Source organism: Luteimonas endophytica (assembly GCF_029887875.1).
Taxonomy (GTDB): Bacteria; Pseudomonadota; Gammaproteobacteria; order Xanthomonadales; family Xanthomonadaceae; genus Luteimonas; species Luteimonas endophytica.
Genome location: NZ_JARXRM010000028.1, coordinates 1 through 26,643, shown reverse-complemented (window position 1 = coordinate 26,643; position 26,643 = coordinate 1). Strand labels below are relative to the sequence as shown.

Annotated in this window: 19 protein-coding genes and 1 tRNA gene; 10 read left to right on the top strand and 10 right to left on the bottom strand. The window is 68.8% G+C overall.

Annotated elements, in window-relative coordinates; all coding sequences use genetic code 11:
* Nucleotides 1-78: 78 nt before the first annotated feature.
* The 5 genes from hutU to thiS form a co-directional block, all read right to left on the bottom strand.
* Entirely contained in the window at nucleotides 79-1,746 is a 1,668-nt protein-coding gene (gene hutU, locus QFW77_RS07510) for a urocanate hydratase (RefSeq protein WP_280573837.1), read from the bottom strand.
* A gap of 107 nt (nucleotides 1,747-1,853) precedes the next feature.
* A complete protein-coding gene (locus QFW77_RS07505) occupies nucleotides 1,854-3,695 on the bottom strand; it encodes an SLC13 family permease (RefSeq protein ID WP_280573836.1) in 1,842 nt (613 codons plus the stop codon).
* A gap of 219 nt (nucleotides 3,696-3,914) precedes the next feature.
* Nucleotides 3,915-4,652, bottom strand: coding sequence for a tRNA (guanosine(46)-N7)-methyltransferase TrmB (gene trmB, locus QFW77_RS07500; protein WP_280573835.1), 738 nt, complete (start codon nucleotides 4,650-4,652; stop codon nucleotides 3,915-3,917).
* Between the two features lie 85 nt (nucleotides 4,653-4,737).
* Nucleotides 4,738-5,550, bottom strand: coding sequence for a thiazole synthase (locus tag QFW77_RS07495; RefSeq protein ID WP_280573834.1), 813 nt, complete (start codon nucleotides 5,548-5,550; stop codon nucleotides 4,738-4,740).
* A 208-nt stretch (nucleotides 5,551-5,758) separates the two neighbouring features.
* Nucleotides 5,759-5,959: a sulfur carrier protein ThiS gene (gene thiS / locus QFW77_RS07490; protein WP_280573833.1), complete on the bottom strand. Its 201-nt coding sequence runs from the start codon at nucleotides 5,957-5,959 to the stop codon at nucleotides 5,759-5,761.
* 160 nt (nucleotides 5,960-6,119) lie between these two features.
* Between thiS and QFW77_RS07485 the strand changes: the two genes are divergently transcribed.
* Both QFW77_RS07485 and QFW77_RS07480 read left to right on the top strand, forming a co-directional pair.
* A complete protein-coding gene (locus tag QFW77_RS07485; protein WP_507185094.1) occupies nucleotides 6,120-7,949 on the top strand; it encodes an autotransporter domain-containing protein in 1,830 nt (609 codons plus the stop codon).
* Nucleotides 7,950-8,239: 290 nt separating this feature from the next.
* Nucleotides 8,240-8,313, top strand: a tRNA-Gly gene (locus QFW77_RS07480).
* 124 nt (nucleotides 8,314-8,437) lie between these two features.
* Here QFW77_RS07480 and QFW77_RS07475 read toward each other — a convergent pair.
* Nucleotides 8,438-10,054 carry a GMC family oxidoreductase gene (locus tag QFW77_RS07475; protein ID WP_280573832.1) on the bottom strand — a complete coding sequence of 539 codons (1,617 nt, stop codon included), beginning with the start codon at nucleotides 10,052-10,054 and terminating at the stop codon, nucleotides 8,438-8,440.
* 31 nt (nucleotides 10,055-10,085) lie between these two features.
* On the opposite strand from QFW77_RS07475, the gene QFW77_RS07470 reads away from it, so the two are divergent.
* Complete coding sequence (locus QFW77_RS07470) at nucleotides 10,086-10,427, top strand: hypothetical protein (RefSeq protein WP_280573831.1); 342 nt, start codon at nucleotides 10,086-10,088, stop codon at nucleotides 10,425-10,427.
* Nucleotides 10,428-10,463: 36 nt separating this feature from the next.
* Nucleotides 10,464-11,813 carry an NTP/NDP exchange transporter gene (locus tag QFW77_RS07465; RefSeq protein WP_280573829.1) on the top strand — a complete coding sequence of 450 codons (1,350 nt, stop codon included), beginning with the start codon at nucleotides 10,464-10,466 and terminating at the stop codon, nucleotides 11,811-11,813.
* Nucleotides 11,814-12,015: 202 nt separating this feature from the next.
* Here the strand turns inward: QFW77_RS07465 and QFW77_RS07460 are convergent, their stop codons facing one another.
* Together QFW77_RS07460 and QFW77_RS07455 are read right to left on the bottom strand one after the other, a co-directional pair.
* Nucleotides 12,016-12,375, bottom strand: coding sequence for a hypothetical protein (locus tag QFW77_RS07460; RefSeq protein WP_280573828.1), 360 nt, complete (start codon nucleotides 12,373-12,375; stop codon nucleotides 12,016-12,018).
* Between the two features lie 132 nt (nucleotides 12,376-12,507).
* Entirely contained in the window at nucleotides 12,508-14,982 is a 2,475-nt protein-coding gene (locus QFW77_RS07455) for an acyl-CoA dehydrogenase (RefSeq protein ID WP_280573827.1), read from the bottom strand.
* 173 nt (nucleotides 14,983-15,155) lie between these two features.
* On the opposite strand from QFW77_RS07455, the gene QFW77_RS07450 reads away from it, so the two are divergent.
* The 6 genes from QFW77_RS07450 to QFW77_RS07425 all read left to right on the top strand — a co-directional run bounded on the left by QFW77_RS07450 (nucleotide 15,156) and on the right by QFW77_RS07425 (nucleotide 21,978).
* Nucleotides 15,156-15,770: a TetR/AcrR family transcriptional regulator gene (locus QFW77_RS07450; RefSeq protein WP_280573826.1), complete on the top strand. Its 615-nt coding sequence runs from the start codon at nucleotides 15,156-15,158 to the stop codon at nucleotides 15,768-15,770.
* A 154-nt stretch (nucleotides 15,771-15,924) separates the two neighbouring features.
* Nucleotides 15,925-17,715, top strand: coding sequence for a phosphoenolpyruvate carboxykinase (GTP) (locus QFW77_RS07445; RefSeq protein WP_280573825.1), 1,791 nt, complete (start codon nucleotides 15,925-15,927; stop codon nucleotides 17,713-17,715).
* 221 nt (nucleotides 17,716-17,936) lie between these two features.
* Complete coding sequence (locus QFW77_RS07440; RefSeq protein ID WP_280573824.1) at nucleotides 17,937-19,211, top strand: aspartyl/asparaginyl beta-hydroxylase domain-containing protein; 1,275 nt, start codon at nucleotides 17,937-17,939, stop codon at nucleotides 19,209-19,211.
* A 34-nt stretch (nucleotides 19,212-19,245) separates the two neighbouring features.
* Complete coding sequence (locus tag QFW77_RS07435) at nucleotides 19,246-19,713, top strand: hypothetical protein (protein ID WP_280573823.1); 468 nt, start codon at nucleotides 19,246-19,248, stop codon at nucleotides 19,711-19,713.
* 7 nt (nucleotides 19,714-19,720) lie between these two features.
* Complete coding sequence (locus tag QFW77_RS07430; RefSeq protein WP_280573821.1) at nucleotides 19,721-21,409, top strand: putative 2OG-Fe(II) oxygenase; 1,689 nt, start codon at nucleotides 19,721-19,723, stop codon at nucleotides 21,407-21,409.
* A 203-nt stretch (nucleotides 21,410-21,612) separates the two neighbouring features.
* On the top strand, nucleotides 21,613-21,978 hold the full coding sequence (locus QFW77_RS07425) for a hypothetical protein (RefSeq protein ID WP_280573819.1): 366 nt from the start codon (nucleotides 21,613-21,615) through the stop codon (nucleotides 21,976-21,978).
* A gap of 241 nt (nucleotides 21,979-22,219) precedes the next feature.
* Here QFW77_RS07425 and QFW77_RS07420 read toward each other — a convergent pair whose 3' ends face one another.
* The gene (locus QFW77_RS07420; RefSeq protein WP_280573818.1) at nucleotides 22,220-25,150 is read right to left on the bottom strand and encodes a TonB-dependent receptor domain-containing protein; all 2,931 of its coding nucleotides are present in this window, start codon (nucleotides 25,148-25,150) and stop codon (nucleotides 22,220-22,222) included.
* Nucleotides 25,151-25,610: 460 nt separating this feature from the next.
* Nucleotides 25,611-26,561: an IS481 family transposase gene (locus QFW77_RS07415; protein ID WP_280573816.1), complete on the bottom strand. Its 951-nt coding sequence runs from the start codon at nucleotides 26,559-26,561 to the stop codon at nucleotides 25,611-25,613.
* Between the last annotated feature and the right edge of the window lie 82 nt (nucleotides 26,562-26,643).

The following is a 26,643-nucleotide window of genomic DNA, read 5'->3' as shown; positions in this document are numbered from 1 at the left end:
CGGATGCCGTGCCGGAAGGCGCGTGCTGCCTGCCCCTCTCCGGGCATGCATCCGCCGCAACGCGCAGCAGTGAAGCGGCTACGCCATCGGCAGTTTCAATCCCTGCTCCCGCGCGCAGTCCTTCGCGATCCCGTAACCGGCATCCGCGTGCCGCATCACTCCACTGCCCGGGTCGTTCCACAACACCCTGGCGATGCGCCGGTCGGCCTCGGCGCTGCCGTCGCAGACGACCACCATGCCCGAGTGCTGGCTGTAGCCCATGCCCACGCCGCCGCCGTGGTGCAGCGAGACCCAGGTGGCGCCGCCGGCGACGTTGAGCATGGCGTTGAGCAACGGCCAGTCGCTGACCGCGTCGCTGCCGTCCTGCATGGCTTCGGTCTCGCGGTTCGGGCTGGCGACGCTGCCGCTGTCGAGATGGTCGCGGCCGATCACCACCGGCGCCTTGAGTTCGCCATTGCGGACCATCTCGTTGAAGGCCAGGCCCAGCCTGTGGCGCTGGCCCAGACCCACCCAGCAGATGCGCGCCGGCAGGCCCTGGAAGGCGATGCGCTCGCGCGCCATGTCGAGCCAGTTGTGCAGGTGCGCGTCGTCGGGGATCAGTTCCTTGACCTTGGCATCGGTCCTGTAGATGTCCTCCGGGTCGCCCGACAGCGCCACCCAGCGGAACGGGCCGATGCCGCGGCAGAACAGCGGGCGCACGTAGGCCGGCACGAAGCCCGGGAAATCGAAGGCGTCGGCGCAACCCTCGTCCCGGGCCATCTGGCGGATGTTGTTGCCGTAGTCGAAGGTCGGCACGCCCTGCCGGTGGAACGCGAGCATCGCCTCGACGTGGAGGCGCATGGAGCGCTTGGCCTCGTCGCGCACCCGCTGCGGGTCGGACTGCTGCGCGGCGAGCCACTGCTCCACGGTCCAGCCGGCCGGCAGGTAGCCGTGCACCGGATCGTGGGCGCTGGTCTGGTCGGTGACGGCGTCGGGGCGCACGCCGCGGCGGACCAGCTCCGGCAGCACCTCGGCGGCGTTGCCGAGCAGCGCGATCGATCTGACCCGGCCCGACCTGGTGTACTCGTCGACCAGGGCGAGAGCCTCGTCGAGGTCGGCGGCCTGTTCGTCCACGTAGCGGGTCTTGATGCGGAAGTCGATGCGGCTCTGCTGGCATTCGACGGTGAGGCTGCAGGCGCCGGCCAGGCTCGCGGCCAGTGGCTGCGCGCCGCCCATGCCGCCCAGGCCTGCGGTGAGGATCCACTTGCCGGCCAGTTCGCCGCCATGGTGCTGGCGGCCCATCTCGACGAAGGTTTCGTAGGTGCCCTGGACGATGCCCTGGCTGCCGATGTAGATCCAGCTGCCGGCGGTCATCTGCCCGTACATCATCAGGCCCTTGCGGTCGAGCTCGTGGAAGTGCTCCCAGTTGGCCCAGGCCGGTACCAGGTTGGAATTGGCGATCAGGACCCGCGGCGCATCGGGATGGGTGGGGAACACGCCGACCGGCTTGCCCGACTGCACCAGCAGGGTCTCGTCGTCGCCCAGGGTCCGCAGCGTCTCCAGGATCGCGTCGAAGCAGGCCCAGTCGCGCGCGGCGCGGCCGATACCGCCGTAGACCACCAGGTCCTCCGGGCGCTCGGCCACGTCCGGGTCCAGGTTGTTCTGGAGCATCCGGAACGGCGCCTCGGTCAGCCAGGACCGGCAGCTGAGGCCGGTGCCGCGCGGGGCGCGGATGGTGCGGGAGGGGTTGTGGCGGGGATCGGACATCGGTGCCTCGGGTGCGGGAGCAGGGAGACGTGCGCGCCGCCACCGGCGGCGCGGATGCGGCGATTATCGCATCGGGCGCGCCGGCACCGGCACCGCGGGACCGGAACTCAGAACAGCAGGTTGACCATCGCCACCACCACGAGGGTGTAGATCAGCGACAGCGGCAGGCCGACGCGCCACAGCTCGGCGGGCTTGTAGCCGGCCGGGCCGGTGATCATCGACAGGACCGGGTTGGACTGGGTCATGAAGTTGTTGGAGGCCGAGAGCGCCACGATCAGGGCGAAGGCGGTGGGGTCGCCGCCGGCGGCCAGGGCCAGGTTGATCGCCAGCGGCACCACCACGATGGTGGCGCCGACGTGGCTGATCACCAGCGAGAACGCGGTGGTCAGGAACGCCACGGCGATTTCGATCACCCACACCGGCAAGCCCCTGGGCAGCTGCTCGATGCTGTGCCCCGCGACCCAGGCGGCGGCGCCACTGGAGTCCATCGCCCAGCCAAGCGGGATCAGGCAGGCCATCAGGAACACCGTCTTCCAGTTGATGGCGCCGTAGGCCTCGTCCATCTTCAGCACCCCGAACACCAGCATCCCGACCACGCCGGTCATCAGCGCGATCGAGGTGGGAATGCGCGAGGACAGGGCGATCAGGATGGTCACCGCGAAGATCGCCATCGCGATCTTGAACTTGTGCGGGCGCTGTTCGCCCTTGGGATAGTCGGTGACCACCACCAGGTCGCGCCTGGCGGTTTCTCCCAGCGCCTGCCAGAAGCTGTGCAACACCAGCATGTCTCCGGCGCGCAGCGCCTCGTCGCGCACCTGCTCGCGGATCACCTCCTCGTCCTTGCCGCGGTTGATCGCCAGCAGGCGGATGCCCTGCTGGCGCCGCAGCTGCAGCTCGTTGGCGGTCTTGCCGATGAACTTGGAGGTCGGCGGCACCACCGCCTCGGAGATGCCTGCGCGGGCGGGATTGAACAGATCGCCGAAGGTGCGCAGCCGCGTGCTCAGGCGCAGGAACTGGTTCTGCGCGAAGTCGCCCACCTGCCGGCGGGTACCCATCGCGCCGATCACGCTGCCCACCCAGATGCGCGAATCGGCGGCGGGCGCCAGCTTGGCCTCGCCGTCGGCCTTCAGCGCCAGCAGCACCGGGGCGTTGTGCAGGGTCTCGGCCTCGCCGAAGGTCATCCCCACCAGCGGGCTGTCGGCGGTGACGGTGAGCTCGAACACGTCGCCGTCGATGCCGTAGGCGCGGGCGAAGTAGCTCTGGGTGCGCGCCGGGGTGACGTTGCTGTCGTCGCCGTCGCGCAGCTGGCGGTTGCCGAGGAAGTGGAAGTACGCCAGCACCATCGCCAGCAGCGCCAGGCCGATCGGCAGCGGCGCGAACATGTTCAGCGGCTCCAGCGTGGCCACGCCCGAGGGCAGGTTGGCGTTGGCCGCCACCAGCAGGTCGTTGAGCAGGATCAGCGGCGAACTGCCGACCATGGTGAGGGTGCCGCCGACCACGATCGAGGTGCCGATCGGCAGGAGCAGCCGCGACAGCGGAATGCCGGTACGCGAGGCCAGCCGCGAGGCCACCGGCAGGTATAGCGCCATCACCGAGGGGTTCTGCATGAACGACGAGTTGAGCCCGGCCACGGCGGAGGTGAGCAGGAACAGGCGCTGCTCCACGCCATGGGCGCGCCGCAGCAGCCATCCGGCCAGCCGGTTGAGCGCGCCGGTGCGGTCCAGCCCCATGCCCAGGATCATCGTGGCGATCACGCTGATCACCGCGTTGGAGGAGAAGCCGTTGAACACGTCCTCCGACGCCACCTGGCCGGTCAGGCCCAGCACCACCAGCACCACCAGCGCCACCAGGTCGGCACGCACGCGCTGGAACACGAACAGCAGCATCGTCAGGCTCACCAGGGCCAGGACGACCTTCATGTCCGTGGTGAGCGTGAGTGCGGTGTCCATGGGGCCGGGATTCGTGATTGGTGATTCGTGATTGGGAAAAGCGGGCTGCAGGCGTCCGAGCGTCAGCTGGTGGCCCCCGGATCGTCATCCGGCAGGCCAGGATCCGTTTCGCGAAGCCCGGAAATCCGGGCGGATGGCCAGCCTTCGCCTGTCGTGGAGCGCTTTCGGCCCGACGGGTGCTTCGAGCAGATTCCGCTGTTTCGAATCACCAATCACGAATCACCGATCCGCGACCCGGTCGTAGAGCAGGTCCCAGACCCCGTGGCCGAGGCGCTGGCCGCGGCTCTCGAAGTGGGTCTGCGGACGCCAGGGCGGCCGCGGCACGTGGCCGCGCGGGCCGGCGCTGTTCCGGAATCCGTCGGTGGCGTCGAGCACGTCCCACATCTGCTCGGCATAGTCCTGCCAATCGGTGGCGAGGTGCAAGCGCCCGCCGACGGCCAGCTTGCGCACCAGCAGCTCGGCGAACGCCGGCTGGATCAGGCGGCGCTTGTTGTGGCGCTTCTTGTGCCAGGGGTCGGGAAAGTAGATGCGGATCTCGTCGAGCGAACCCTCGGCGATCTCACCCTCGAGCACCTCCACGGCATCGTGGTGGTAGATGCGCACGTGGTCGCTGCCGTCCGCGGCCAGGGCGTTCAGCAGCCGGCCGACGCCCGGGGCATGCACCTCGATGCCGATGTAGTCGCGGTCGGAGTCCTGGGCCGCCGCATAGCGCAGCGCCTCGCCGTTGCCGAAGCCGATTTCGAGCACGCGCGGCGCGCAGCGGCCGAAGGCGGCGTCGAAGTCTCGCGGCCCGGCCCGCTCGGCGGCCGGGCGGTAGTCGAGGCCGAAGCGCGGCCAGAGCTGGGCGAACGCGCGCTGCTGCGCTTCGCTGAAGCGTCCCTGGCGCAGGACGAAGCTGCGCACCCGGCGCCGGCCCGGTTCGACCGTGAACGGCTTGTCGCGCCCGGACTCGCTCACGCTGCCGCCCGCCGGGCCGCGGGGTGGGGGAGCGACGGAAGTCGCGACGCGCTCGCGAAGAACGGCGGCGAGGCGGTCGCCTGCATCAGCCGATCAGGCCGTCGACCGGGCTGGAGGCGCTGGCGTAGCGCTTGCGGGGAATGCGGCCCGCGAGGAAGGCCTCGCGGCCGGCCTCGACCGCCAGGGCCATCGCCCGCGCCATCCGCACCGGATCCCTGGCCCCGGCGATCGCGGTGTTCATCAGCACCCCGTCGCAGCCAAGCTCCATGGCGATCGCGGCGTCCGAAGCGGTGCCCACCCCGGCATCGACGATGATCGGTACGCCGGCGTTCTCGACGATTTCGAGCAGGTTGTAGCGGTTCTGGATCCCCAGGCCGGAGCCGATCGGCGCCGCCAGCGGCATCACCGCCACGCAGCCGATCTGCTCCAGGCGCCGCGCCAGGATCGGGTCGTCGCTGGTGTAGACCATCACCTCGAACCCGTCGGCGACGAGCTGTTCTGCGGCCTTCAGCGTCTGCACCACGTCGGGAAACAGCGTCTTCTCGTCGCCCAGCACCTCGAGCTTGGTCAGGTTGTGGCCATCGAGCAGCTCGCGCGCCAGCCGGCAGGTGCGTACCGCGTCCTCGGCGGTGTAGCAGCCGGCGGTGTTGGGCAGGATCGTGTAGCGGTCCGGCGGCAGCACATCCAGCAGGCTGGGTTCGCCGGAGTTCTGGCCGACCGCGTTGTTGAAGAACGGGGTGCGGCGGATCGCCACGGTGACGATCTCGGCGCCCGCCGCCGCGGTCGCCCGTGCGGTCTCGTCCAGGTCCCTGAACTTGCCGGTGCCGGTGAGCAGCCGCGAACGATAGCTCTTTCCGGCGACGACCAGCGGATCGTCGGAGGGAGTGAAAGCGGTCATGCCCGGATTATGGCGCTTCGCACGCTTCTCCGGTAGGGCGTGCGCGCGAGCGACGGCGATGGGGACGCCAGGGGCTCGGTGTGGACGCGACGCCGATGGCGGCCGGCGACTGCTGGTCGGCGATCCGGTCCACGTCCATTGTCAAGGGTCGGCGTCGCGACCCTCCGGCGGGCAGCCGCGACCGGACCTGCTGCCGGTCCTGTCCGCGTCAGCCGCCGCCGAGCGCGTGCACGATCTCGACGCGGTCGCCGGCCTGCAGCGGGTGCGCTTCGTGCCGACCGCGCGGCACGATCTCGCCATTGACCTCGACCGCCACACGCCGGCCACCCAGCCCCTGGGCCTGCAGAAGTTCGGCGATGGTGCAGGGGCCCGGCAGGGCGAGTGGGTCGCCGTTGAGGATGATGTCCATGCGCCCATTGTCGCCGCTGCGGCGCGCGGATGCATGCCGCGAAGGGGGCCATGACGCGGTGCGGCTTGAGCGCCCGTCGCGATCATGGAACGATGCGCCACCATCCGCCGCCGTATGTCATGCGCGGGCGGCCCCCGTCCGCACGATTCTGGAGGAATCAATGCCCCTGTCCCGACTCGCTCCCGCCGCCCTGGCCGTCGCGCTGGCCGCCGCCGCGGCGCCGGCCGCTGCCGACGATTCACGCTTCTCGCGCACCATCTTCTTCGGCGACAGCCTCACCGATGCCGGCTTCTTCCGGCCGTTGCTGCCGCCAGAGGCGCAGGCGGTGGCCGGGCAGTTCACCACCAACCCCGGCTGGGTCTGGGCGCAGTTCGTGGCCGATCACTACGGCACCGACGCCTCCGCCAACGGCAATGGCCAGGACGGCGACAACTACGCGGTCGGCGGCGCCTGGGTGGTCGGCGACCGCACCGGGGCCCTGGGGCCGACGCCCTCGGTGACCTCGCAGGTCGGCCGCTACCTGGCGTCGACCGGCGGCAGCGCCGATCCCGATGCCCTGTACACGATCTGGGCCGGTGCCAACGACATCTTCGCGATCGCCGCGGGCGCGCCGGTGGAGGAGACCCTGGGAACCGCGGTGACCGGCCAGATCGGCCTGGTCGGCGCGCTGCAGCAGGCCGGGGCGCGCTACATCCTGGTGCCGACCCTGCCGGACGTGGGCATCACCCCGGCGGCGCGCGCCCAGGGCCCGGCGGCGCAGGCGCAGCTGACGGCGCTGGCCACCGCCTACAACGACGCGCTGTTCGGCGGCATCGCCGGCGCCGGGCTGCGGGTGATCCCGCTGGACACCTTCAGCTTCCTGCAGGAGGTCGTCGCCGAGCCGGGCCTGTACGGCTTCGCCAACGTCACCGGCACCGCCTGCGAGCCGCAGATCGTCTCGCAGTCGCTGACCTGCAACCCGTCCTCCTATACCAACCCCGACGCGCCGAAGACCTACCTGTTCGCCGACGGCGTGCACCCTACCGACGCCGGCCACGCGGTGATGGCGGACCTGGCGCTCTCTGTGTTGGAGGCACCGGTGCAGATCGCGGCGCTGCCGCAGTCCGCGGCGGTGGTCGGGCGCGCCCGCGCCGACCGGGTGGCCTGGCACCTGGACGGCCGCCCGCAGGGCGACGGCGCCAACTGGTGGGTCGACCTGCGCGGCGACTACCAGCGCTATCACGACGCCGACGCCTACGACGGACTAGCCCCGGCGCTGACCGGCGGCGTCGACTGGACCCGCGGCAACCTGGTATTCGGCGCGTTCGGCGGCTACGGCGTCACCCGCCAGGACTGGGGCCTTCGCCGCGGCGAGTTCGAGCATTCGGACATCACCCTGGGCGGCTTCGCCGGCTGGTACGGCGACGGCGGCGGCTGGGTCAACGGCCAGCTGAGCTGGACGCAGCTGGACATCGACAGCGACCGCGACGTCTGGCTGGGCCCGGCGTTGCGCACCCATCGCGGTTCGGCCGACGGCGAGAACCTCACCGTCGCGCTCAACGGCGGCTGGGAATTCCGCCACGGCAACCTGCGCCACGGGCCGGTGCTGGGGCTGGTCTCGCAGCAGATCGACATCGACGGCTTTGCCGAGAGCGATCCGGAGCTGTCGACCTCGCTGGCATATCCGGACCAGACCTTCGACTCGCTGGTCGGCAGCGTGGGCTGGCAGCTGGCGGTGGCCGAGGGCCATCTGCGCCCGTACGCGCGGCTGACCTGGGACCGCGAGTTCGAGGACGCGCCGGACGAGGTCTTCGCCCGCTCGCAGTCGATCGCCGGCAGCGACTGGTACGCGGTGCCCGGCATGGTCTACGACGACAGCTACGCCACCGTGGCGCTGGGCGCGCGCACCACGCTGCTGGGCCTGGATGCCGGTTTCGGCCTGAGCACCACGCTCTCCCACGCCGACAGCAGCAACTCCACCGTGCACGTCACCTTCGGCAAGGGTTTCTGACGGGTCGGGACGCATGGCCCTTCCGCGCCGGCGGCGGCGCGGAAGGCCGGTGCATGCCGGCCATGCCGAGATCGACGGCTTGGCGAATCCCGTGGGAGCGGCCCGTGGCCGCGAGGGCCGCGGGTGAGTTCGCCGGGTTGGCGGCGGTCACGGGCGCGACCGGCAGCGCCGGCCTTCGCGTGCATGGCACGCTCCTACGGGTCCCCACCAGGCCGGTGTCTCGACCGGGCTTCGGCCCGGTGCGGCGGATTGCCAAGCCCGGCCCGACCGTCCTAGACTTCCCTTCCCGCGCGGGTGTAGCTCAATGGTAGAGCTGTAGCTTCCCAAGCTACTGACGAGGGTTCGATTCCCTTCACCCGCTCCAGTCCGATCGCGCCGGCCCGAGCACCCCGACCAGGGTCCCGCGAACGCAAGTCGCCGCCCGCCACCGTGCGGGCGCCTGCTTTTCCGGGGCGGTGCGCCGCGGACCATGCCCGGGCGGCGTCGCGTCAGGCGCGGCTGGCCTGCCCGCGGATCAGGTCCGCGGCGCGCTCGGCGATCATGATCACCGGGGCGTTGGTGTTGCCGCCGGGCAGGGTGGGCATCACCGAGGCGTCGACCACGCGCAGTCCCTCGACCCCGCGCACGCGCAGCTCCGGGTCGACCACGGCGTTCTCGTCCACGCCCATGCGGCAGCTGCCGGCCGGGTGGTAGACGCTTTCGGCCTTGGCGCGGATGAAGCCGGCCAGGCCCGCATCGTCGAGATCCTCGCGAGCCGGATGGATCGGCGCACCGCGATACGGCGCGAACGCGGGCTGCTGCATGATCTCGCGCGACAGCCGCGCGCATTCCACCATCATCTTCAGGTCGAAGCCCTCGGCGTCGCCCAGGTAGTCCGGCTCGATCAGCGGCTTGTCGCTGGCGCGCGCGCCGGCCAGGCGCACCCGGCCGCGGCTGCGCGGGCGCAGGAAGCAGGCGTGCAGGGTGTAGCCGTCGCCGGGCAGGCGGTTGCGGCCGTGGTCGTCGAGCATCGCCGGCACGAAATGCAGCTGGATGTCGGCGCGCTCGTCCGGCGCCAGTGGCGAGCGGGCGAAGCCGCCCGCCTCGGCGATGTTGCTGGTGCCGGGGCCGGTACGGCCGCGCAGGTAATAGCCCCAGGCGATGCGCGCATCGCTGAGCCGGTCGTAGCTGATGCGGCTGCTGGCGTGGTAGAGCGTGCAGATGTCGAGATGGTCCTGGAGGTTCGCGCCGACCCCCGGCAGGTGCAGTTCCACGCCGATGCCGTGCGCACGCAGTTCGCGCTCCGGGCCGATGCCCGAGAGCATCAGCAATTGCGGCGAGTTCACCGCGCCGCCGCACAGCAGCACCTCGCGCGTCGCCGGCTGGTGGAAAGCGCGGCCGCGTGCCGAGTAGACCACGCCGCTGGCGCGGCCGCGCTCGAAGGTGATGCGGCTGGCCATCGCGCCGGTCTCGACGATCAGGTTGGGACGTTCGCGCGCCGGTCGCAGATAGGCGACCGCCGCCGAACAGCGTGCGCCGTCCTTCTGGGTGACCTGGTAGAGGCCGGCCCCGAGCTGGACGGGTCCGTTGAAGTCCGGGTTGCGCGGCAGTCCCGCCTGCTGCGCGGCCTCGACGAAGACCTGCGAGAGCGGGTTGACGTGGCGCAGGTCGGACACCGCGAGCGGCCCGTCGCCGCCGTGCAGTGCATCGGCGCCGCGGGCGTTGCCCTCCGAGCGCAGGAAATACGGCAATACCGCCTTCCAGTCCCATCCCCTGGCGCCCTGCTCGGCCCAGCCGTCGTAGTCGGTTGGCACCCCGCGGATGTAGCACATCGCGTTGATCGAGCTGGATCCGCCCAGCACCCGACCGCGCGGCCACCACAGCCGCCGCCCGCCGAGCTGCGGCTGCGGCACGGTGTCGTAGTCCCAGTTCACGCCCTTCTGGTTGACCAGCTTCGCCAGCCCGGCCGGCATGTGGATGAAGGGATGCCAGTCGCGCGGCCCGGCCTCGAGCAGCAGGACCCGAACGGCCGGGTCCTCGCTCAGCCGGTTGGCGAGCACGCAACCAGCCGAGCCTGCGCCGATGATGATGTAGTCGAACGCGGACGCGGCGGAACGGGCTGGCATCGCGGCAAGCTAAGCGGGAGAGCTAGAGCATATGCTCTGCCATCGCGTGCCGGCGCTGAACTGTGCGGATCCGCCCGGCACCGGCGGCGACCGCGCCGGCGCAGGGGCGCCGGTGTCCAGCGCGGCGGTGGTCGGCGTCATCCTGAACCTGTCGCTGTGGTTCGCGATCCACGTGCTCTTCGCCGAGGTGGGGCGCTGGGAGGGCTGGGGCCTCGACCTGCCGATGCCGGTGTTGTCCTCGCTGGACATCGCGGCGCTGGCGCTGGGCGCCTTGGCGATGCTGGCACTGCTGCGCTTCGGCATCGGCCTGCCGCGGACGCCGGCCATCTGCGCGCTGCTCGGCCTGCTGGCGCAGGCGGCGGGCATCGGCTAACGTGCCGCGGACGCCAACGGCCGCCGAAGCGCACGCATGAACCGCGAAGTTCCGCCGCAGCGCATCGCGCGCTTCCGCGCCGCGCTCGCCGCCTCGCCGGCGCTGTGGTGGGCGCTGCTGTACTTCTTCTCGCTGCTGTGCGGTTACTACGTCCTGCGCCCGGTGCGCGACGCCATGGGCGCATCGCGCGATCCGGCGACGGTGTTCCCGCGCTGGCTGCTGGAACTGGCGGATGCGCGCGGGGTGGCGCTGGGCGACTACACCCTGCAGCTGCTCTTCACCTGCACCTTCGTGGCGATGCTGGCGCTGCAGCCGGTGTACGGCGCCCTGGTGGCGCGGTTCCCGCGGCGCGTGTTCCTGCCGGTGGTGTACCTGGCGTTCATCGCCTGCCTGCTCGGATTCTGGTGGGCGTTCGACAGCGGGGCCTCCGGCCGCGGCGCGGTGTTCTTCGTGTTCATCGCGGTATTCAACCTGTTCGCGGTCACCGTGTTCTGGAGCTTCATGGCGGACGTGTTCGACAACGACCAGGCCAAGCAGGTGTACGGCTACATCGGCGCCGGCGGCACCCTCGGCGCGCTGGCGGGACCGGGACTGACCCGGCTGCTGGTCGAGCCGCTCGGGGTGGCCAATCTGCTGCTGGTGTCTGCCGGGTTCATGGGGCTGTGCCTGTTGTGCATCGTCGCGCTGCGGCCCTGGGCGGTGCTGCGCGAGCGCACCCATCGCGAGGCCAGCGGCGAGCGGGCGATGGGCGGTTCGGTCTGGGCCGGGCTGCGCCTGGCATGGCGGGATCCGCTGCTGCGCGCGCTGTCGATGCTGATGTTCTTCGGCGTCGGCGTGGGCACGCTGATCTACAACGAGCAGGCCGCGATCGTGCGCCAGTACTATCCGGGCGCCGAGGCCGCCACGCGCTACTACTCGACCATCGACTGGGCGGTCAACGGGCTGACCATCGTGGTGCAGGTGCTGCTCACCCGCTGGCTGTTGCGCCGCTATGGCGTGGCGCCGCTGCTGCTGCTGCCCGCGTTCGCGATCCTGGCGGGGTTCTCGCTGCTGGCCGCTTCGCCGCTGCCGCTGCTGGTGGCGGTGGTGCAGGTGGTCACCCGCGCCAGCGAGTTCTCGCTCGCCAAGCCGGCCCGCGAGACGCTCTACACGCGGATGGAACGCGAGGCGCGCTACAAGGCCAAGGCGGCGATCGACACCGCGGTGTACCGCGGTGGCGATATCACCTTCGTGTGGGTCCACAAGCTCCTCGCCGGCTTCGGTTCGAGCATGGTGTTCCTGGCGGGGCTGGGCGTCGCCGCCGGGCTCGCCTATGGCGCATGGCGGGTGGTGCGCGAACAGCGACGGCTGCCGGAGCATCCCGGCGAGGTGCGCGGCCCCCCGTAGCCGCCCCGGCGGGCTCGGCGCCGACGCGTTTCGTAGGAGCGCGCCATGCGCGCGAGGGCCGGCGCGGTTGAACATGCGCGGAGTCGCTGCCGACCCGGCCGGAGCCACCCGCGGCCTTCGCGGCCATTCCGTCGACCGACAGGAGACGCCTGCATGCGTCGTGGCGGCGGGTCGACGGCGCCTGCTGCCCTGGCGGCGCCGCTCAGCCGAACAGCGGCAGCGCGAACAGCGCCGCGCCGAGCACGAACAGCGCGGTCAGCGCGTGCACCATCGGATGGTTCACGCGCAGGAACACGAATTGTTCGATCGTGCGCCCCACCCAGAACAGCGCCATGAATGCCAGCAGCCCACGTCCGAGCGGAGTTCCCGCGATTTCCGCCGGGAACAGGAAGCAGAGCGCGGCGATACCGGCGAACACGTAGATCAACCGGAGATTGAGGATCTGGGTGATCGCCCGGGTGGGAAGAGCGAGCTTGCGCAGTTCATGCTTCCAGCCGAACAGTTTCCAGAACGCGGCATGGAAGAGCGCGAAGCCTGCGCTATGCAGGCCGGCCAGCAGCACGAGCCGCTCGGCAGGCGTGTTCACTCCGGCTTCCCGGCGGTCCAGCCGGTCAGGGCCGGGCCGCCGCGCGGGGCCCGCGGCGCGCTTCGCATCCCAGGCTGCAGGAACCGGCCCCGGTCACGGCGCATCCGCTCAGGCCGCCTCGCGCGAGGCCTTGCCCTGCCCGCGCTCGTAGTGGGTCGCCGCCACCAGCTCGTGCGGATCGAAATCGTCCACGCTGATGGTGTCGAGGGTGAGCTCGCGCAGCTCCTCGAGCAATCCCCGTTCGTCGGCGGTGATCCAGCCCTCGCGCACGCCCTCGTCGAGCTGGGTGGCGAAGTCGAGCGACTCGATGTCGCTGTTCTTCAGCGCCTTGAGGAACTTGCGCTCCACCGGTTCGGCCTGGATCGCCTTGGCCAGATAGCTGTTGATGCGGCCGGCGGGGTTGTTGGCGCAGGGCGTGGTGAACACGCCCTCGGCGAGACGGTCGCGGGCGTCGTTCGGGTTCATCAGCAGTGCGGCGACCCGGTGCCCGAGGCGATCGCTGGGCGCCACCGCGCGCCGGCCCCAGGGGAACACCAGGCCCCACAGCAGCCAGCCCACCGGCCGGATCGGGAAGTTGCGCAGCGCGCCGGAGAACGCCATCTCGATCTTGTGCACGCAATCGTGGAAGGCCCAGGCCAGCAGCGGCTGGTCGCCGGCGGGCCGGCCCTGGTCCTCGTAGCGCTTGAGCATGCTGCTGGCGATGTAGAGCTGGCTGAGCACGTCGCCCAGGCGCCCGGACAGCGATTCCTTGAACTTCAGCTTGCCGCCGAGCAGCAGCATCGAGGTATCGGCCATCAGCGCCAGGGCCGCCGAGTAGCGGTTGAGCTTGCGGTAGTACCGGCGGGTATAGGCGTCGCCGGGGGCCGTGCCGAAGCGTGCGCCGGTCAGGCCGAACCACAGGCTGCGCACCGCGTTGGAGATGGCGAAGCCGATGTGGCCGAACAGGTTGCGGTCGAACTCGACCAGGCGCTCGCGCTCGTCCTCGAGCTGCGCGGCCTTCATCTCCTTGAGCACCCACGGATGGCAGAGGATCGCGCCCTGGCCGAAGATCATCAGGCTGCGGGTCATGATGTTGGCGCCTTCGACCGTGATCATGATCGGCACCGCCTGCCAGTTGCGGCCGGCGTAGTTGCGCGGGCCGAGGATAATGCCCTTGCCGCCGTGCACGTCCATCACGTCGCGCGAGACCTCGCGCGCCATCTCGGTGCAGTGGTACTTGGCGATGGTGGACGGCACCGCCGGGTTTTCCCCCCGCGCCACCGCCGCGGCGGTGGCCTGGGCCAGCGCGCTGATCGCGAACGCCCGGCCGCCGATCCGCGCCAGTGCCTCCTCGACGCCCTCGAAGCGGCCCACCGACAGACCGAACTGCTTGCGGATGCGTGCGTAGGCGCCGGTGACGATCGCGCCCATCTTGGCGCCGCCGCTGCCGGAGGAGGGCAGGGTGATGGAACGCCCGATCGACAGGCACTCCACCAGCATCTGCCAGCCCTTGCCGGCATACGCTTCGCCGCCGATCAGCTGGCTGAGCGGGATGAAGACGTCCTTGCCGCGGATCGGACCGTTCTGGAACGTGCTGTTGAGCGGGAAGTGGCGGCGGCCGATCTCCACGCCGGGGGTTTCGCGCGGCACCAGCGCCAGGGTGATGCCGATGTCCTTCTTCTCGCCCAGGATGCCGTCCGGGTCGTACATGCGGAACGCCAGCCCGATCAGCGTGGCCACCGGCGCCAGCGTGATGTAGCGCTTGTCGAAGGTCAGCCGCACGCCGACCACCCGCGCGCCGTTCCACTCACCCATGGTGACGATGCCGTAGTCCGGGATCGAGGTGGCGTCGGAGCCGGCGAACGGCCCGGTCAGGGCGAAGCAGGGGACCTCGCGGCCGTCGGCCAGGCGCGGCAGGTAGTGGTCCTTCTGTTCCTGGGTGCCGTAGTGGATCAGCAGTTCGCCCGGGCCGAGCGAGTTGGGCACGCCGACGGTGGAGCTGACCACGCTGGAGATCGAGGCCAGCTTCTGGATCACCTTGTGGTTGGCGAGCGCGGAGAAGCCCAGCCCGCCGTATTCCTTGGGCACGATCATGCCGAAGAAGCGGTTCTTCTTGATGAACTCCCACATGGCCGGCGGCAGGTCGGCGTCGACGTGGGTGATTTCCCAGTCGTTGGTCATCCGGCACAGCTGCTCGGTGGGGCCGTCGACGAACGCCTGTTCCTCGGCGGTCAGCTCGGCCTTCGGCTGGTCCAGCAGCACCTGCCAGTCGGGCCGGCCGGAGAACAGCTCGCCCTCGAAGCCGACGGTACCGGCCTCCAGCGCGGTGCGCTCGGTTTCCGACAGCGGCGGCAGGATCTTCAGGTAGAAGCCCAGCAGCGGCCGGGTGATCAGCGGGCGGCGGATGGCCGGGATCAGCAGCGGCACCGCGATCAGAGCGGCGATGGCGGCGGCGATCGCGGTGGCCACCGGGTGCGCGCCGAGCAGCCAGCAGGCCAGCAGCGCGGTGAAGGCGAGCGCCGCCCAGACCGCCAGCCGCAGCCGGTGGTAGGCGGCGAACGCGCCAACGAGCAGGAAGACGATGAACGGGATCGCGACACTCATGGGGAGCTCCGGGAGGGCGAGGCCTGGCGGGGAATGGCCGCACGCGGTGCGGCCTTGAACCATACGTTGGAGTATGGTGAGCCGGGCGGGCCCTGTCAATGATCGTGCCCGGCGCGTGGCGCGGGCATGACGATCCTTTTCCCGACCCCGGCGTATGGATACACTTGCTCCCCATGACTTCCGCCGCCGCCCCGGCTTCGGGCAAGCCGAAAGCCGCCAGACCGCCGGAGCGCAGCGGCCGCCTCAGTGCCGACGACTGGGCCCAGGCGGCGCTCGACCTGATCGCCGAGCAGGGCGTGGCCGCGGTCGCGGTCGAGCCCCTGGCGCGCCGCCTGGGGGTGACCAAGGGCAGCTTCTACTGGCATTTCCCCTCGCGCGACGCGCTGCTGCAGGCGGCGCTGGAGCGCTGGGAGAACGTCGAGCAGGAAGCCGTGTTCGGCGCCCTCGAGAAGATTTCGGACCCGCAGGAGCGCCTGCGCGCGCTGATCCAGATGGTCGCCCACGAGATCAAGTCGCATGCGATCTACAGCGCCATGCTGCAGGCGCTGGACCATCCGATCGTGCAGCCGGTGATCGGCCGCGTTTCCGAGCGCCGGCTGGAATACCTCACCGCCTCGTTCAGGCAGGTCGGGCTGGGTCGCAGCGAGGCGCAGCACCGTGCGCGCCTGGCCTATACCGCCTATGTCGGCTTCCTGCAGCTGTCGCTGCAGCTGCCGCAGTCTCGGCTCGACCACGACACCTTCGATGAATACATCGAGCACGTCATGGCGACGCTGATCCCGCGCTGAGCCGCCGAACCGGCGCGGTGGTGCGACCCGCGTCGCAACGCGGCGGTCCGCGCCGGGGCGACGCCCGCAGCGCCGCCACCAATGGTGCAGGTGCAGCAAGACAAGCCGGCCGCAGCCCCTAGAATGTCCCGGGACATCGAGCCCCGGAGCCTCCATGAACGCAGTCACCCCGTTGCACCAGGACGCTCCCGCGACCGGGACGCGCCTGCGGGCGCTGCAGGACTGGGTGGACGAAGTCGCTGCGCTGACCCGTCCCGATGCGATCCACTGGTGCGACGGCAGCCAAAGCGAGTACGCCGCGCTGCTGGCGGGCATGCAGGCCGACGGCACCCTGCTGCCGCTCAACCCGAGCACCCACCCCGGCTGCTGGCTGCATCGCTCCGACCCCGACGACGTCGCGCGGGTGGAGCACCTGACCTTCGTGTGCACGCGCGAGCGCGACGACGCCGGCCCCAACAACCACTGGCTGGCGCCCGCCGAGGCGCACGCCAAGATCGATGCGCTGTTCGAAGGCTGCATGCGTGGCCGCACCATGTATGTGGTGCCGTACTGCATGGGCCCGGTCGACTCGCCGTTCGCGCGCTGCGGGGTGGAAATCACCGACTCGCCCTACGTGGCGGCCAACATGCGGATCATGACCCGCATGGGAGCCGCGGCGCTGGCGCGGATCGAGCGGGAAGGGCTGCAGGCGGGCGGCGCCGGGGCCGATCCCACGTTCGTGAAGGGGCTGCATTCGCTCGGCGAACTGGACCCGGGGCGCCGCTTCATCATGCATTTCCCGGAAGAGCTGAGCATCAAGTCCTACGGCTCGGGCTACGGCGGCAACGCCCTGCTCGGCAAGAAGTGCCACGCCTTGCGCATCGCCTCCTGGCAGGCGCGGCAGGAAGGCTGGCTGGCAGAGCACATGCTGATTGTCGGCGTCGAGAACCCGCGCGGCGAGACCCACTACATCGCGGCGGCGTTCCCCAGCGCCTGCGGCAAGACCAACCTGGCGATGCTGATCCCGCCCGAGGGTTATCGCGAGGCGGGCTGGAAGGTGTGGACGGTCGGCGACGACATCGCCTGGATGCATCCCGGCGAAGACGGCCGGCTGTGGGCGATCAATCCGGAGGCCGGTTTCTTCGGGGTCGCTCCGGGCACCTCCGCGAAATCGAATCCCAACGCGCTGGCGACGATCGCGCGCGATACCATCTTCACCAACGTCGCGGTCACCGACGACAACCAGCCGTGGTGGGAAGGCTTGGACGATCGCGTGCCGGCGCTGGACTGGCGTGGCCGCCGCTACGATCCGGCCAACGGCCCGGCCGCGCACCCGAACGCGCGCTTCACCGTCTCGGCGAAGCAGTGCCCGTCGTACTCGCCTCGCGCGGAGGATCCGCGCGGCGTGCCGATCTCGGCGATCGTGTTCGGCGGCCGCCGCGCCACCCTCGTGCCGCTGGTGTTCGAGGCGCGCGACTGGACCCACGGCGTGCTGGTCGGCGCGGCGATGGCCTCGGAGACCACCGCGGCCGCGGCCGGGCAGGTGGGCGTGGTGCGCCGGGACCCGATGGCGATGAAGCCGTTCTGCGGCTACCACTTCGGCGACTACTTCGCCCACTGGCTGTCGTTCGACCGGTCCGGCGCCAGACTGCCCAGGGTCTTCCACGTCAACTGGTTCCGCAAGGACGCCGACGGCAAGTTCCTGTGGCCGGGCTTCGGCGAGAACCTGCGGGTGCTGGAATGGATCATCGGCCGGGTGGAGGGCCGGGCCGGCGCGATCGAGACGCCGATCGGCAGGGTGCCGAATGTGCGGGATCTCGACTTCAGTGGAGCGTGCGTGTCTGCGGCGGCGATGGAAGCCCTCTTCGCCGTCGACAGCGATGGTTGGCAACGGGAGTATGAGGAAATCGGCGGGTTCTTCGACAGCTTGGGCGACCGGGTTCCGCCCGAGCTGCGGATGCGATAAAGGAAGCTCGGCCGGAGTTCTCCCTCGAACATCTCCAACAGCTCGGTCACGAATGCCGGAGTCGAGGGCGCAACGCCGGTTCCGCTAGATCAGCAATGCCCCGTGAGGGTCTCCTGGCGTGGTCCCTTGGACCGCACAAAGCCATTGGCGCGCTGGCCCATGAATATGGGGGCCGATAGAATAGCCCCACGCCGGTCCGGCGAATATGCGGATACAGGTTCGTGAACAGGCAGTTGCCGTCTTTGGTGGACGCCGCGGGGGACGCCGCAGCCGGTGGGCGCTGGCAGGAGGCCGAAAGGCTGTGGGGCCAGGTGCACGCACTGGATCCGGGCAACGTGCAGGCACTCTTCAGCCTGGGCGTGCACGCCTTCCAGCGCGGCGACTCGCAGGCCGCGCTGGAGTTCCTCCAGCAGGCACGCGCGCAGGCGCCGCGGGACCCGATGGTCCTGCTGACCATCGGTCGGGTCCATCGCGAAGCCGGGCGGCCCGAGCAGGAGTGGGGCGCGATCGTCGCCGCGCTCGAGATCGATCCCTACTTCCTGCCGGCGCTGCTGGGAAAGGGCGAGTTCTTCGAGCAACAGCGTAAATCCAGGATGGCGGCGGATGCCTTCCGCAACGCGCTCAAGGTCGCGCCGGCCGAGCCCGAATGGCCGTCTGCGCTGCGGCGGCGGCTAGCGCACGCGCGCGAGGCGGTGGAGCGCGACACCCAGGAACTCGTCGAGTACCTGGGGGGGCGGGTGGACGGGAAGGGGGCCACGGCGAACCAGTCACCGGCGGGACGCTGGGACGAGGCGATATCGATCCTGGCGGGGCGCACCCAGCCCTACCATTCGCACTGCAACCAACTGCACGTGCCGCGGCTGCCGGCGCTCACGTTCTATGACGACGCATTGTTTCCGTGGATGGCCGAACTCGAATCGCGCACTGATGCGATCAAGACCGAGTTGCAGGAGATGATCGTCAGCCGCGGCGAGGAGTTCGTCCCGTACATCCAGTACGCACCGGGCGATCCGGTCAATCAGTGGGACAAGCTCAATCACTCGCGCAACTGGAGCGGCTTCCACCTGTACGCCCACGGCAAGCCGGTGCACGAGCATCTGTCGCATTGCCCGCGCACGGCAGAAGCGCTGGCGCTCGTGGATTCGGTGGACATTCCCGGCTTGTGCCCGAACGCAATGTTCTCCGCACTGGCGCCCGGCGCGCACATTCCGCCGCACACTGGCGAGACGAACGCGCGACTGGTGGCGCACCTGCCGCTGGTGGTGCCGGAGAAGTGCAGTTATCGGGTCGGCTTCGACTGGCGGCAGTGGCGCGAGGGCAAGTGTTGGGTGTTCGACGACACGATCGAGCACGAGGCCCGCAACGACAGCGATCAGGTGCGCGTGATCCTGATGTTCGACGTGTGGAATCCGTTGCTCAGCCCGGCTGAGCGGGACATGGCGACGGCGCTGGCTGGTGCGATACGCGAATGGCGCAGCGCAAGCGACTCGCTTTGATCCCGAAGGCTATCCTAGCTGCCCCGCCCACTGGATGATGATGATGCGCTATCTCGTGCTTTCGCTTCTTGTGTTGTTCGCGCAGCCACTGGCTGCGCAACAGACTACTCATGCCTGCACCGGCGTGGTCGAACCCGCCGCACGGTTGGCCTGCTACGATCACGCGTTCCCGCCGCCGCCGGATGTACTCCAGGCGGCAACGGACAAGGCGCAGGCCGATTTCGGCCTGGACCAGCCGCGAGATCCGTTGCTCAATCCGGGGCAGACGATGGAACAAGCCGACCCGGAAAGAATCGAAAGCCGCGTGGCCAAGGTCGATCACGGTCGCGATGGGCAGCGCGTCCTCACGCTAGAGAACGGACAGGTCTGGGCGCAAACCGAGTCGCGCAGCAGCGGCCACGTGCAGCCCGGCGATGTCGTGCAGGTACGCAAGGCCGTATTCGGCGGTTATCGCCTGGTAATGCCGAACGGCGTGGTCGTGCGCGTGCGTCGCACGCGGTGAGCGCAAGGTGTCGGCGCTCCGCGGCCAGCCCTTGGATGCAGCGCAGGCAGAGCGCTTCAGGCGGGCTCTGGGGATGTTGCGATCCGGGCAGCGTGAGCAGGCTCAGTCCATTGCCCAAACCCTGACCGAACAGGCGCCGCAGGCAGCGGATGCGTGGCAGTTGTTGGGCATGTGCCTGGCAGGCAATGACCGCCAGGAGCAAGCCAATGCGGCGTTTGAACACGCATTGGCCTTGCTGCCGGGCAATGCCGTGATCTCGCGCAATTACGGCGTGTCCCTCGCCCGGCACGGTAAAGCGTTGCGGGTACAAGGCCAATTGGAAGCGGCCGAGCCGGTGTTGCGCAAGGCGCTTGCGTTGTTGCCGGAGCAGGCGTCTGCATGGACCGACCTGGGGGTGGTGCTGCGTTTGTTGGGGCGCGCCGGCGAGGCGTTGGCCGCGTTCCGGCGGGCCGAAGGAATACTGCATCAACGCAGCGCCGACCGGCCCGATCTGCAGGACGCCATTAATGGCGCGTTGATCGACGTAGGCCGTCCAGCGGAAGCATTGGCGGGGGCGCGCAAGCTCGTCGCGGTGCACCCGGGGCACCCGCCAGCTCACGAAACATTGAGCCATCTGCTGTGGGAGAACGGCGCGGAACTCGCGCCGGAAGAAGATCCACTGAGCGAGTTTCGCGAGGCGGCGCGGGCTCAGCCGGAGAACCGTGCGCTGCAACTAGCCTTCGCGCGAACGCTGTTGATGACGAAGCACGCGGACGAGGCCCTGGCGGTGCTGCAGCCATTGCGCAAGCGCGAGCCGGGCAACGCATTGCTGAACTGGTTTGCCGCGGAGGCGCTGGACGCACTGCAGCGGCACGAACAAGCCGCGCCGTTGTACGCCGCGGCGGCACGTGGTGAACTGGGCGTGCTACCGGAGTTCCTGAATGCGCGTGCGCGTCACGCGTTTCGTGCACGAGACTTCGAGCTGGCCAGGAATTGCGCAGAGAAATCGGTCGCGATCGATCCGTGCAACCAGGAAGGCTGGACCCATCTAGGCACGGCATGGCGGCTGGCAGGGGATGAGCGCGAGCATTGGCTGTGCGACTACCAAGGACTGGTGGGCTATGCCGAAGTCGTGCCGCCAGCGGGTTTCGATGACTTGTCCGCGTTCCTGCAAGCATTGGCTGCCACGCTGGAAACCATGCATAACGCGAGCCGGGAACCGGCGAACCAAAGCGTTCGTGGCGGCACGCAGACGGCCGGGCAGCTTTTCGGACGCGGTGGTGCCGTCATACGGTCGGCGGAGGAGGTTTTGCGCGAGACAGTCGAGAACTGGCTGGCCGGCCTGCCGGACGATGCAACGCATCCGTTCCTCTCGCGCAGGCAACGCAGTGTGCGGTTCGTCGGATCTTGGTCGGTGAAACTGCGATCCTCTGGGCGGCATTCCAACCATTTCCACGCCAAGGGTTGGGCGAGCTCCGCCTTCTATGTCGCGCTGCCCGGCGACGTGCTTGCGTCGGACATTTCATCTCGCGCCGGATGGCTCCAATTCGGGCAGCCGCTGGAGGAACTTGATCTCGACCTAGCGCCTCGTCGGGTCATCCAGCCAAAGCCCGGTCACCTGGCCCTGTTCCCATCGTACATGTGGCACGGCACTGTCCCGTTCCACTCCCCGGAACCACGATTGACCATCGCCTTCGATATGCAACCAAAGAGCTAGGTGCGACCATCGATGCCGCGCGCTTCCCGCCTCTGCAGGGCAGGCGGGGAGCAGGTCGGCGGCTGGACGAGGCTTGGTCCTGGTGCCCAGCGCTCACCGGACTTCGGCTCATCCGCGAAGGCCGGGCTTTAGTGGCATATTGGGCAATAATCCCACCCTCCTGCTGCCTCTCGCTGCAGGATCCCAGCCTGAAGGATGCTGCCATGCCAGTCGATTCCGCTTATTCCATCTATCTGTCGCCCGCCCGCTCGGCCAATAAGCCAGGTCGAGGGCGTCACCCCCACCTGCTGCTCGCTATGGTGACCGTCGGGCTGCTGGCGGTCGGGCAGTCGGCCGCGCAGGAAGGGTCCGAGCCGGCAGTCGCGCCCGAAGCCGCGCAAGCGCCGTTGCCGGCCACGCCGGACAGAGGCGGCAAGGTATGCCACTACGAGGAGGTCACCGGTAGCCGGATGAGGAAAAGGATCTGTTACACGCCAGAACAAAGAGAGGCCCGTGAGAGGGCGGCGAGGGACATGGTGCGTGAAATGGATAGCAAGGGGATTCAATACACTGACGGCAGTGGCGGTTAAGGGCAGGCTCTCCGTCGGAGCCCGACGGACACGGCTCGGGTATCGAGAAGACAGTCCGTCCCAGCCGATCAGGCGCTGAAGCTGGAAGAACTGCTGGCCGCCAACGTTGCCTTGTTGGCCGCCACGTGACGCCTACTTCTTCCTGAAGATCAGGGCCCTTCCTCGGAGTTGGGTGAAGAACAAAAAAAGCGGCGGGCCGTGGCCCGCCGCTTTCTTTTACTTGCGACGCTTGTCGCCTGGATCAGAACTTCAGCGAGATGCTGCCGAAGATGTAACGGCCCACCTGATCGTAGCCGCCCAGCGCGTTGGCGTTGGCGGACAGGCCGCTGTCTCCCGAGAACGGCGGCTCCTTGTCGAGCACGTTGTTCACGCCCAGCGAGATCACAGCCTGGCCAAAGGACGCGCTTCCGTTCAGGTCGAGGTAGTTGTAGGACGACACGCCACCATCGAGCCAGATGACACGATCGTCGCTCACGAGCGGGCTGCCGTCCACGTCCTCGTAGTCCATTCCGCCGACGTGGCGCCAGCGCAGGCCCGCGGTGTAGCGATCCCACGCGTAGCGCACCGAGGCGACATGCCGCCACTTCGGCGTCTGGCAGAGGCGGGTTTCGTTGACCAAGCCCTTGCAGTCGTAACCGGTGCTCGGTTCGCTGGCCAGCGTCTGGGTGAAGTCCTTCAGGACGTAGTTGCCCACCAGGTTGGTGGTCAACCGGCCCGGCCCCAGGTCGAACGAATAGTTCGCCGCCAGGTCAAGACCCGTGCGTTCGAAAACGCCGATGTTGTCCGGCAGGTTGTTGATATGACCGGTCGCGGGATCCGAAGCCAGGCCCACCCACAGGTCGTACTGACCAGCGCGTGCGTCGCGGTGGATCCGGTCGCAGTACAGTTGCTGTTCCATGCACAGGATCTGGATGGTGTTGTAGCCGATGCCGCCGATCGCACCCTCGATCTCGATGCTGTACCAGTCCAGGGACAGGTCCAGGTTCTCGATCGGCTCGACGGCAAAGCCGATGGTGTAGGTATCGGCCTCTTCCGGCGCCAGGTTGGGATTGCCGCCGGTCACGTTGAAGTACTGGTTGGCCGGGTTGGCCGGCACGTTGCCGTAGGCTTCGAGCGGAACGCCAGTCAGTGCGCACTCGGCCGCAGTGTAGGACGGGTCCGGGCCGGCGCAGAGGTCGGTGCCGCCGGCGTTCAGAGCGATGCGCTGCGTGTAGTAGAGGTCGTTCAGCCCCGGGGCACGCACGGCGCGGTTGTAGCCGCCACGCACCAGCAGTTTGTTGTCCAAGAACACGCTGCTCAGGCCCAACTTGTAGGTGTCGTAGTTGCCCGAGGTTTCGTCGTCCGAATAGCGATAGCCCAGTGAGGCATCGAGACGATTGAATGCACCGTCGCCCACGTAAAACGGCACCGCGGCCTCGAAGAAGAACTCGTCCACGGTGTTGGAGGCGTCTACCGGCAGGCTGGCGGCGCCGGCGCCGGCGAAGTTGCCCGCGGCGGAGTCGGAGTCGTATTCGCTGAAGTAGGAGTAGTCGCTGCGCTGCATGCCGACGGCCAGGCCGATTTCCTCGCCATCAGCGGCCGGAAATCCCCAGCCGAGGTAGCCGTTGGCTTCCGCGGTGAGTGCGCGGTAGCTGGTCTTGAAGCTGCTGAAGCTGGTGCCGGCCATCGCCTGTGCAGCTTCCGGATCGATGTCGTCGGTCCAGATGTCGTACGGCTGGCAGCCTTGGAACGTCCCATAGACCGGGTCGTTGCAGCCCAGTGCGGCGGCGGCGATCCTGCTGATCAGGAAGTCGTTCTTGCCGATTTCGATGGACTTGGTCTTGCCGGACACCAGCGACACATCGTACGCCCAGGAGGAGTCGAAGAGGTTGCCCCTCACGCCCGCGGTGATGCGGTGGGTGTTGTCGTCCCACATGCTGATGCGCGGGCCGCCTTCCACGTTGCGCTTCCACATGGTGATGCGGGCCATGTCGGTGTCGACGCCGGCGTCGGCGCACAGGGTGCCGATCCGCGGATTGGTACAGTCCACGTTGATCGGCACGCCGAAAGCGCCCGATTCCGCGATCTGGATGTCGGAGCTGCGTTCGAGGAACATCGCCTCGATATACGGCTCGAAGTACTCGCTGATCTCATAGCTGCCCATGAAGCCGCCGGTAACGCGCTTGTCCGGACGCTGGTAGAAGTTGATCGGCGCGTAGTTGTACACATAAAAGCCGTTCTCGTACCCGCTGCCGTTGTAGACGTAGTCCGCATCGGTGCCCTGCGGCCAGGGAATGACGCCACCAGCCCCGTCGTCGAGGGTAGGGTCCCAGCGGTTGACCGTGAAGCGACCGGGGTTGGCCGTGCCGGAACCGCCGCACTGGGGAGCGTCGTACCACACCGAGCAGTGGGAATAGTCGCGCTGGCCGTGATAGAGGGCGTCGTTTTCGCGCCAGGTCAGCCAACCCACCGCGTGACCCCGTTTGTCGGCGAAGCTGCCGCCGATCACGATGTCGGCGCTGCGGCTGATGCCGTCGAAGCCGGAATTGCCGCTCGGGGCCTCGTAGCCCGCCTCTTCGTTGAGGCCCTGCCAATACTCGTTGTCGTTGTCGTGCTGGTAAGCCGAATAGCCGAGGTTGAGGCTGACGCCCTCGAACTTGTCGTCCAGCACGAAGTTGACCACGCCGGCCACGGCGTCCGCGCCGTAGATCGCCGAGGCGCCGCCGGAAAGGATGTCGACGCGCCGGATCATTGCCGCGGGGACGATGGAGGGGTCGACGACTTCATTGCGGCTGGCCGGCAGGCGACGGCCATTGACCAAGGTCAGCGTGCGTTCCGGGCCCAGGCCGCGCATCGAAATGGTCGCGTGGCCGAAGGCGCCGTTGTTCTCGAAGTTGTCGAAACTCAGGTCGACCTGCGGGTACTGGTTGACCAGGTCTTCGACGGTAGTGGCGCCGAAGGTCGTGAACTCTTCCGCGCTGATTTCCGTGATGGGGCTGGATGCGGTGAAAGTCTGGTTCTTGATGCGCGAGCCGGTGACCGTGATCGCGTCGAGTTCGGTCGCCGCATTTGTTTCCGCCTGTTCCTGCTCCTGATCCTGCGCCATCGCCAGGCCCGTGCCTGCGACGGAGGTCGCGCCGACCACGAGCGCGAATACGATCGCGTCGCGGAGCTTGCTCGTCTTCAGTGTCATCGCTCTCTCTCTCCGAATGGTTTGAGGTCTTCCCCTGGAACCCGCCGGTGGCGTCAAGGCAGACGCCAAAATCGGCAAGCAGCCCGATAGTAGCTTCGGGCTGCCGAAACTTAAAGCCTCGTTAACCGCGCTGTCACATGGGCGGAACTTTCGCGTGGGAGACAATTCTCACAATTTTGTGAGACGGAGCCGGCGCCTCCACCTCGACGCCCGCCGGAAGCTTCATTCGGGGATGGTTCTATGAATGCGGGCGCCTGCCGCGTGCTCGTGCCAGATGCGGTGATCTCCCGTGGACCGGGGCGCGAATCCGGGGCCGTGTGTTATCGGCGGCAGCCACATGGCAGCTCTGTACGGCAATGGGCAATCAGGCCGTTTCCGCGCTCGAAGAGCGGGTACTAAGCGGTAGGCGTCTGCCGCTCAGATGACATCACACTGTTGCCGCACTGCGTCGAGTCGACGACTAGCTGTGTAAACCCAGGACGTTGTTCAGTGGACGCTGGAGGCGACTGATAGGCGGCCGGTAGCCGAGGCTGGCATGTGGTCGATGCCAGTTGTACTGATGGAGCCAGTGAGGCAGGGCCTGGCGCCGCTGGTCTGAGCTGTCATAGGAGCGAGCGTAAGCCCACTCGCGCAATGTGGTCTGGACCAGTCGTTCGGCCTTGCCGTTGGTACGGGGCGTGTAGGGGCGCGTGCGCAGGTGGCGCAGGCCCAGTCGGCGCAGGAGCCGGCGGAACAGCCGGGACTTGTAACAGGCGCCGTTGTCGGTCATGACCCGGGCGAAGGTGATGCCAAGGCCGCGGTAGTACCGTAGCGCTTGCAGCAGCGCCCGGCACGCACTGGTGCCACGTTCGTCGTTCTCGACGGTACCGAAGGCGATCCGGGAGTGGTCGTCGATGGCAAGGTGGACGAACTCCCAACCGGCGCCATCCGAAGTGCCCTGGCGAGCGCCGGTGACGCGATGTCCGGGGCGCCAGAACCGGCCCAGCTTCTTGATGTCCAGATGCAACAGATCACCCACCTGTGGGTACTCGTAGCGGTGGTCCGGGCGCGCTGGCGCCAGCTCGGCCAGTCGATGCAGACCGGCACGACGCATCAGCCGCGCGATCGTGCTCCGGCCGACGGGCAGTGCCAGCGAGATCTGGCGATAGGTCCGCCGCTGGCGACGCAGGGCGACTACCTGCTCGACGACCGGCGCCGGCGTGGCACTGGGGCAGCGAAGCGGGCGCGACGAACGGTCCTGGAGCCCTCCCGGGCCTTCCTCGCGGAAGCGGCGCAACCACTTGTAGGCCGTTCGAGTGCTCACACCCGCAGCGTGGGCGGCTTCTTCGACCCGAAGACCGTGCTCGATCACCCGTTCCACAAGCAGGGCTCGACCGCGAGGCGTAAGACGGGCATGTTTATGCAGGTTCATCCGGGGCTCCTGGGGTGCTGAATGGGTCGCACCTCCAGTGTTCCGGGATCACCCCGGATGAACAACCTACTGAGAGATCACA

Coding starts and splice junctions, on each gene's coding strand:
- QFW77_RS07455 (WP_280573827.1), bottom strand. CDS start 14,982: ATGAGTGTCGCGATCCCGTTCATCGTCTTCCTGCTCGTTGGCGCGTTC.
- thiS (WP_280573833.1), bottom strand. CDS start 5,959: ATGGACATCATCCTCAACGGCGACCCACTCGCCCTGCCGGGCCCCTGC.
- QFW77_RS07465 (WP_280573829.1), top strand. CDS start 10,464: ATGAACCGCGAAGTTCCGCCGCAGCGCATCGCGCGCTTCCGCGCCGCG.
- hutU (WP_280573837.1), bottom strand. CDS start 1,746: ATGTCCGATCCCCGCCACAACCCCTCCCGCACCATCCGCGCCCCGCGC.
- QFW77_RS07505 (WP_280573836.1), bottom strand. CDS start 3,695: ATGGACACCGCACTCACGCTCACCACGGACATGAAGGTCGTCCTGGCC.
- QFW77_RS07425 (WP_280573819.1), top strand. CDS start 21,613: ATGCCAGTCGATTCCGCTTATTCCATCTATCTGTCGCCCGCCCGCTCG.
- QFW77_RS07495 (WP_280573834.1), bottom strand. CDS start 5,550: ATGACCGCTTTCACTCCCTCCGACGATCCGCTGGTCGTCGCCGGAAAG.
- QFW77_RS07470 (WP_280573831.1), top strand. CDS start 10,086: ATGCTCTGCCATCGCGTGCCGGCGCTGAACTGTGCGGATCCGCCCGGC.
- QFW77_RS07435 (WP_280573823.1), top strand. CDS start 19,246: ATGATGATGATGCGCTATCTCGTGCTTTCGCTTCTTGTGTTGTTCGCG.
- QFW77_RS07415 (WP_280573816.1), bottom strand. CDS start 26,561: ATGAACCTGCATAAACATGCCCGTCTTACGCCTCGCGGTCGAGCCCTG.
- QFW77_RS07450 (WP_280573826.1), top strand. CDS start 15,156: ATGACTTCCGCCGCCGCCCCGGCTTCGGGCAAGCCGAAAGCCGCCAGA.
- QFW77_RS07445 (WP_280573825.1), top strand. CDS start 15,925: ATGAACGCAGTCACCCCGTTGCACCAGGACGCTCCCGCGACCGGGACG.
- QFW77_RS07475 (WP_280573832.1), bottom strand. CDS start 10,054: ATGCCAGCCCGTTCCGCCGCGTCCGCGTTCGACTACATCATCATCGGC.
- QFW77_RS07420 (WP_280573818.1), bottom strand. CDS start 25,150: ATGACACTGAAGACGAGCAAGCTCCGCGACGCGATCGTATTCGCGCTC.
- QFW77_RS07485 (WP_507185094.1), top strand. CDS start 6,120: ATGCCCCTGTCCCGACTCGCTCCCGCCGCCCTGGCCGTCGCGCTGGCC.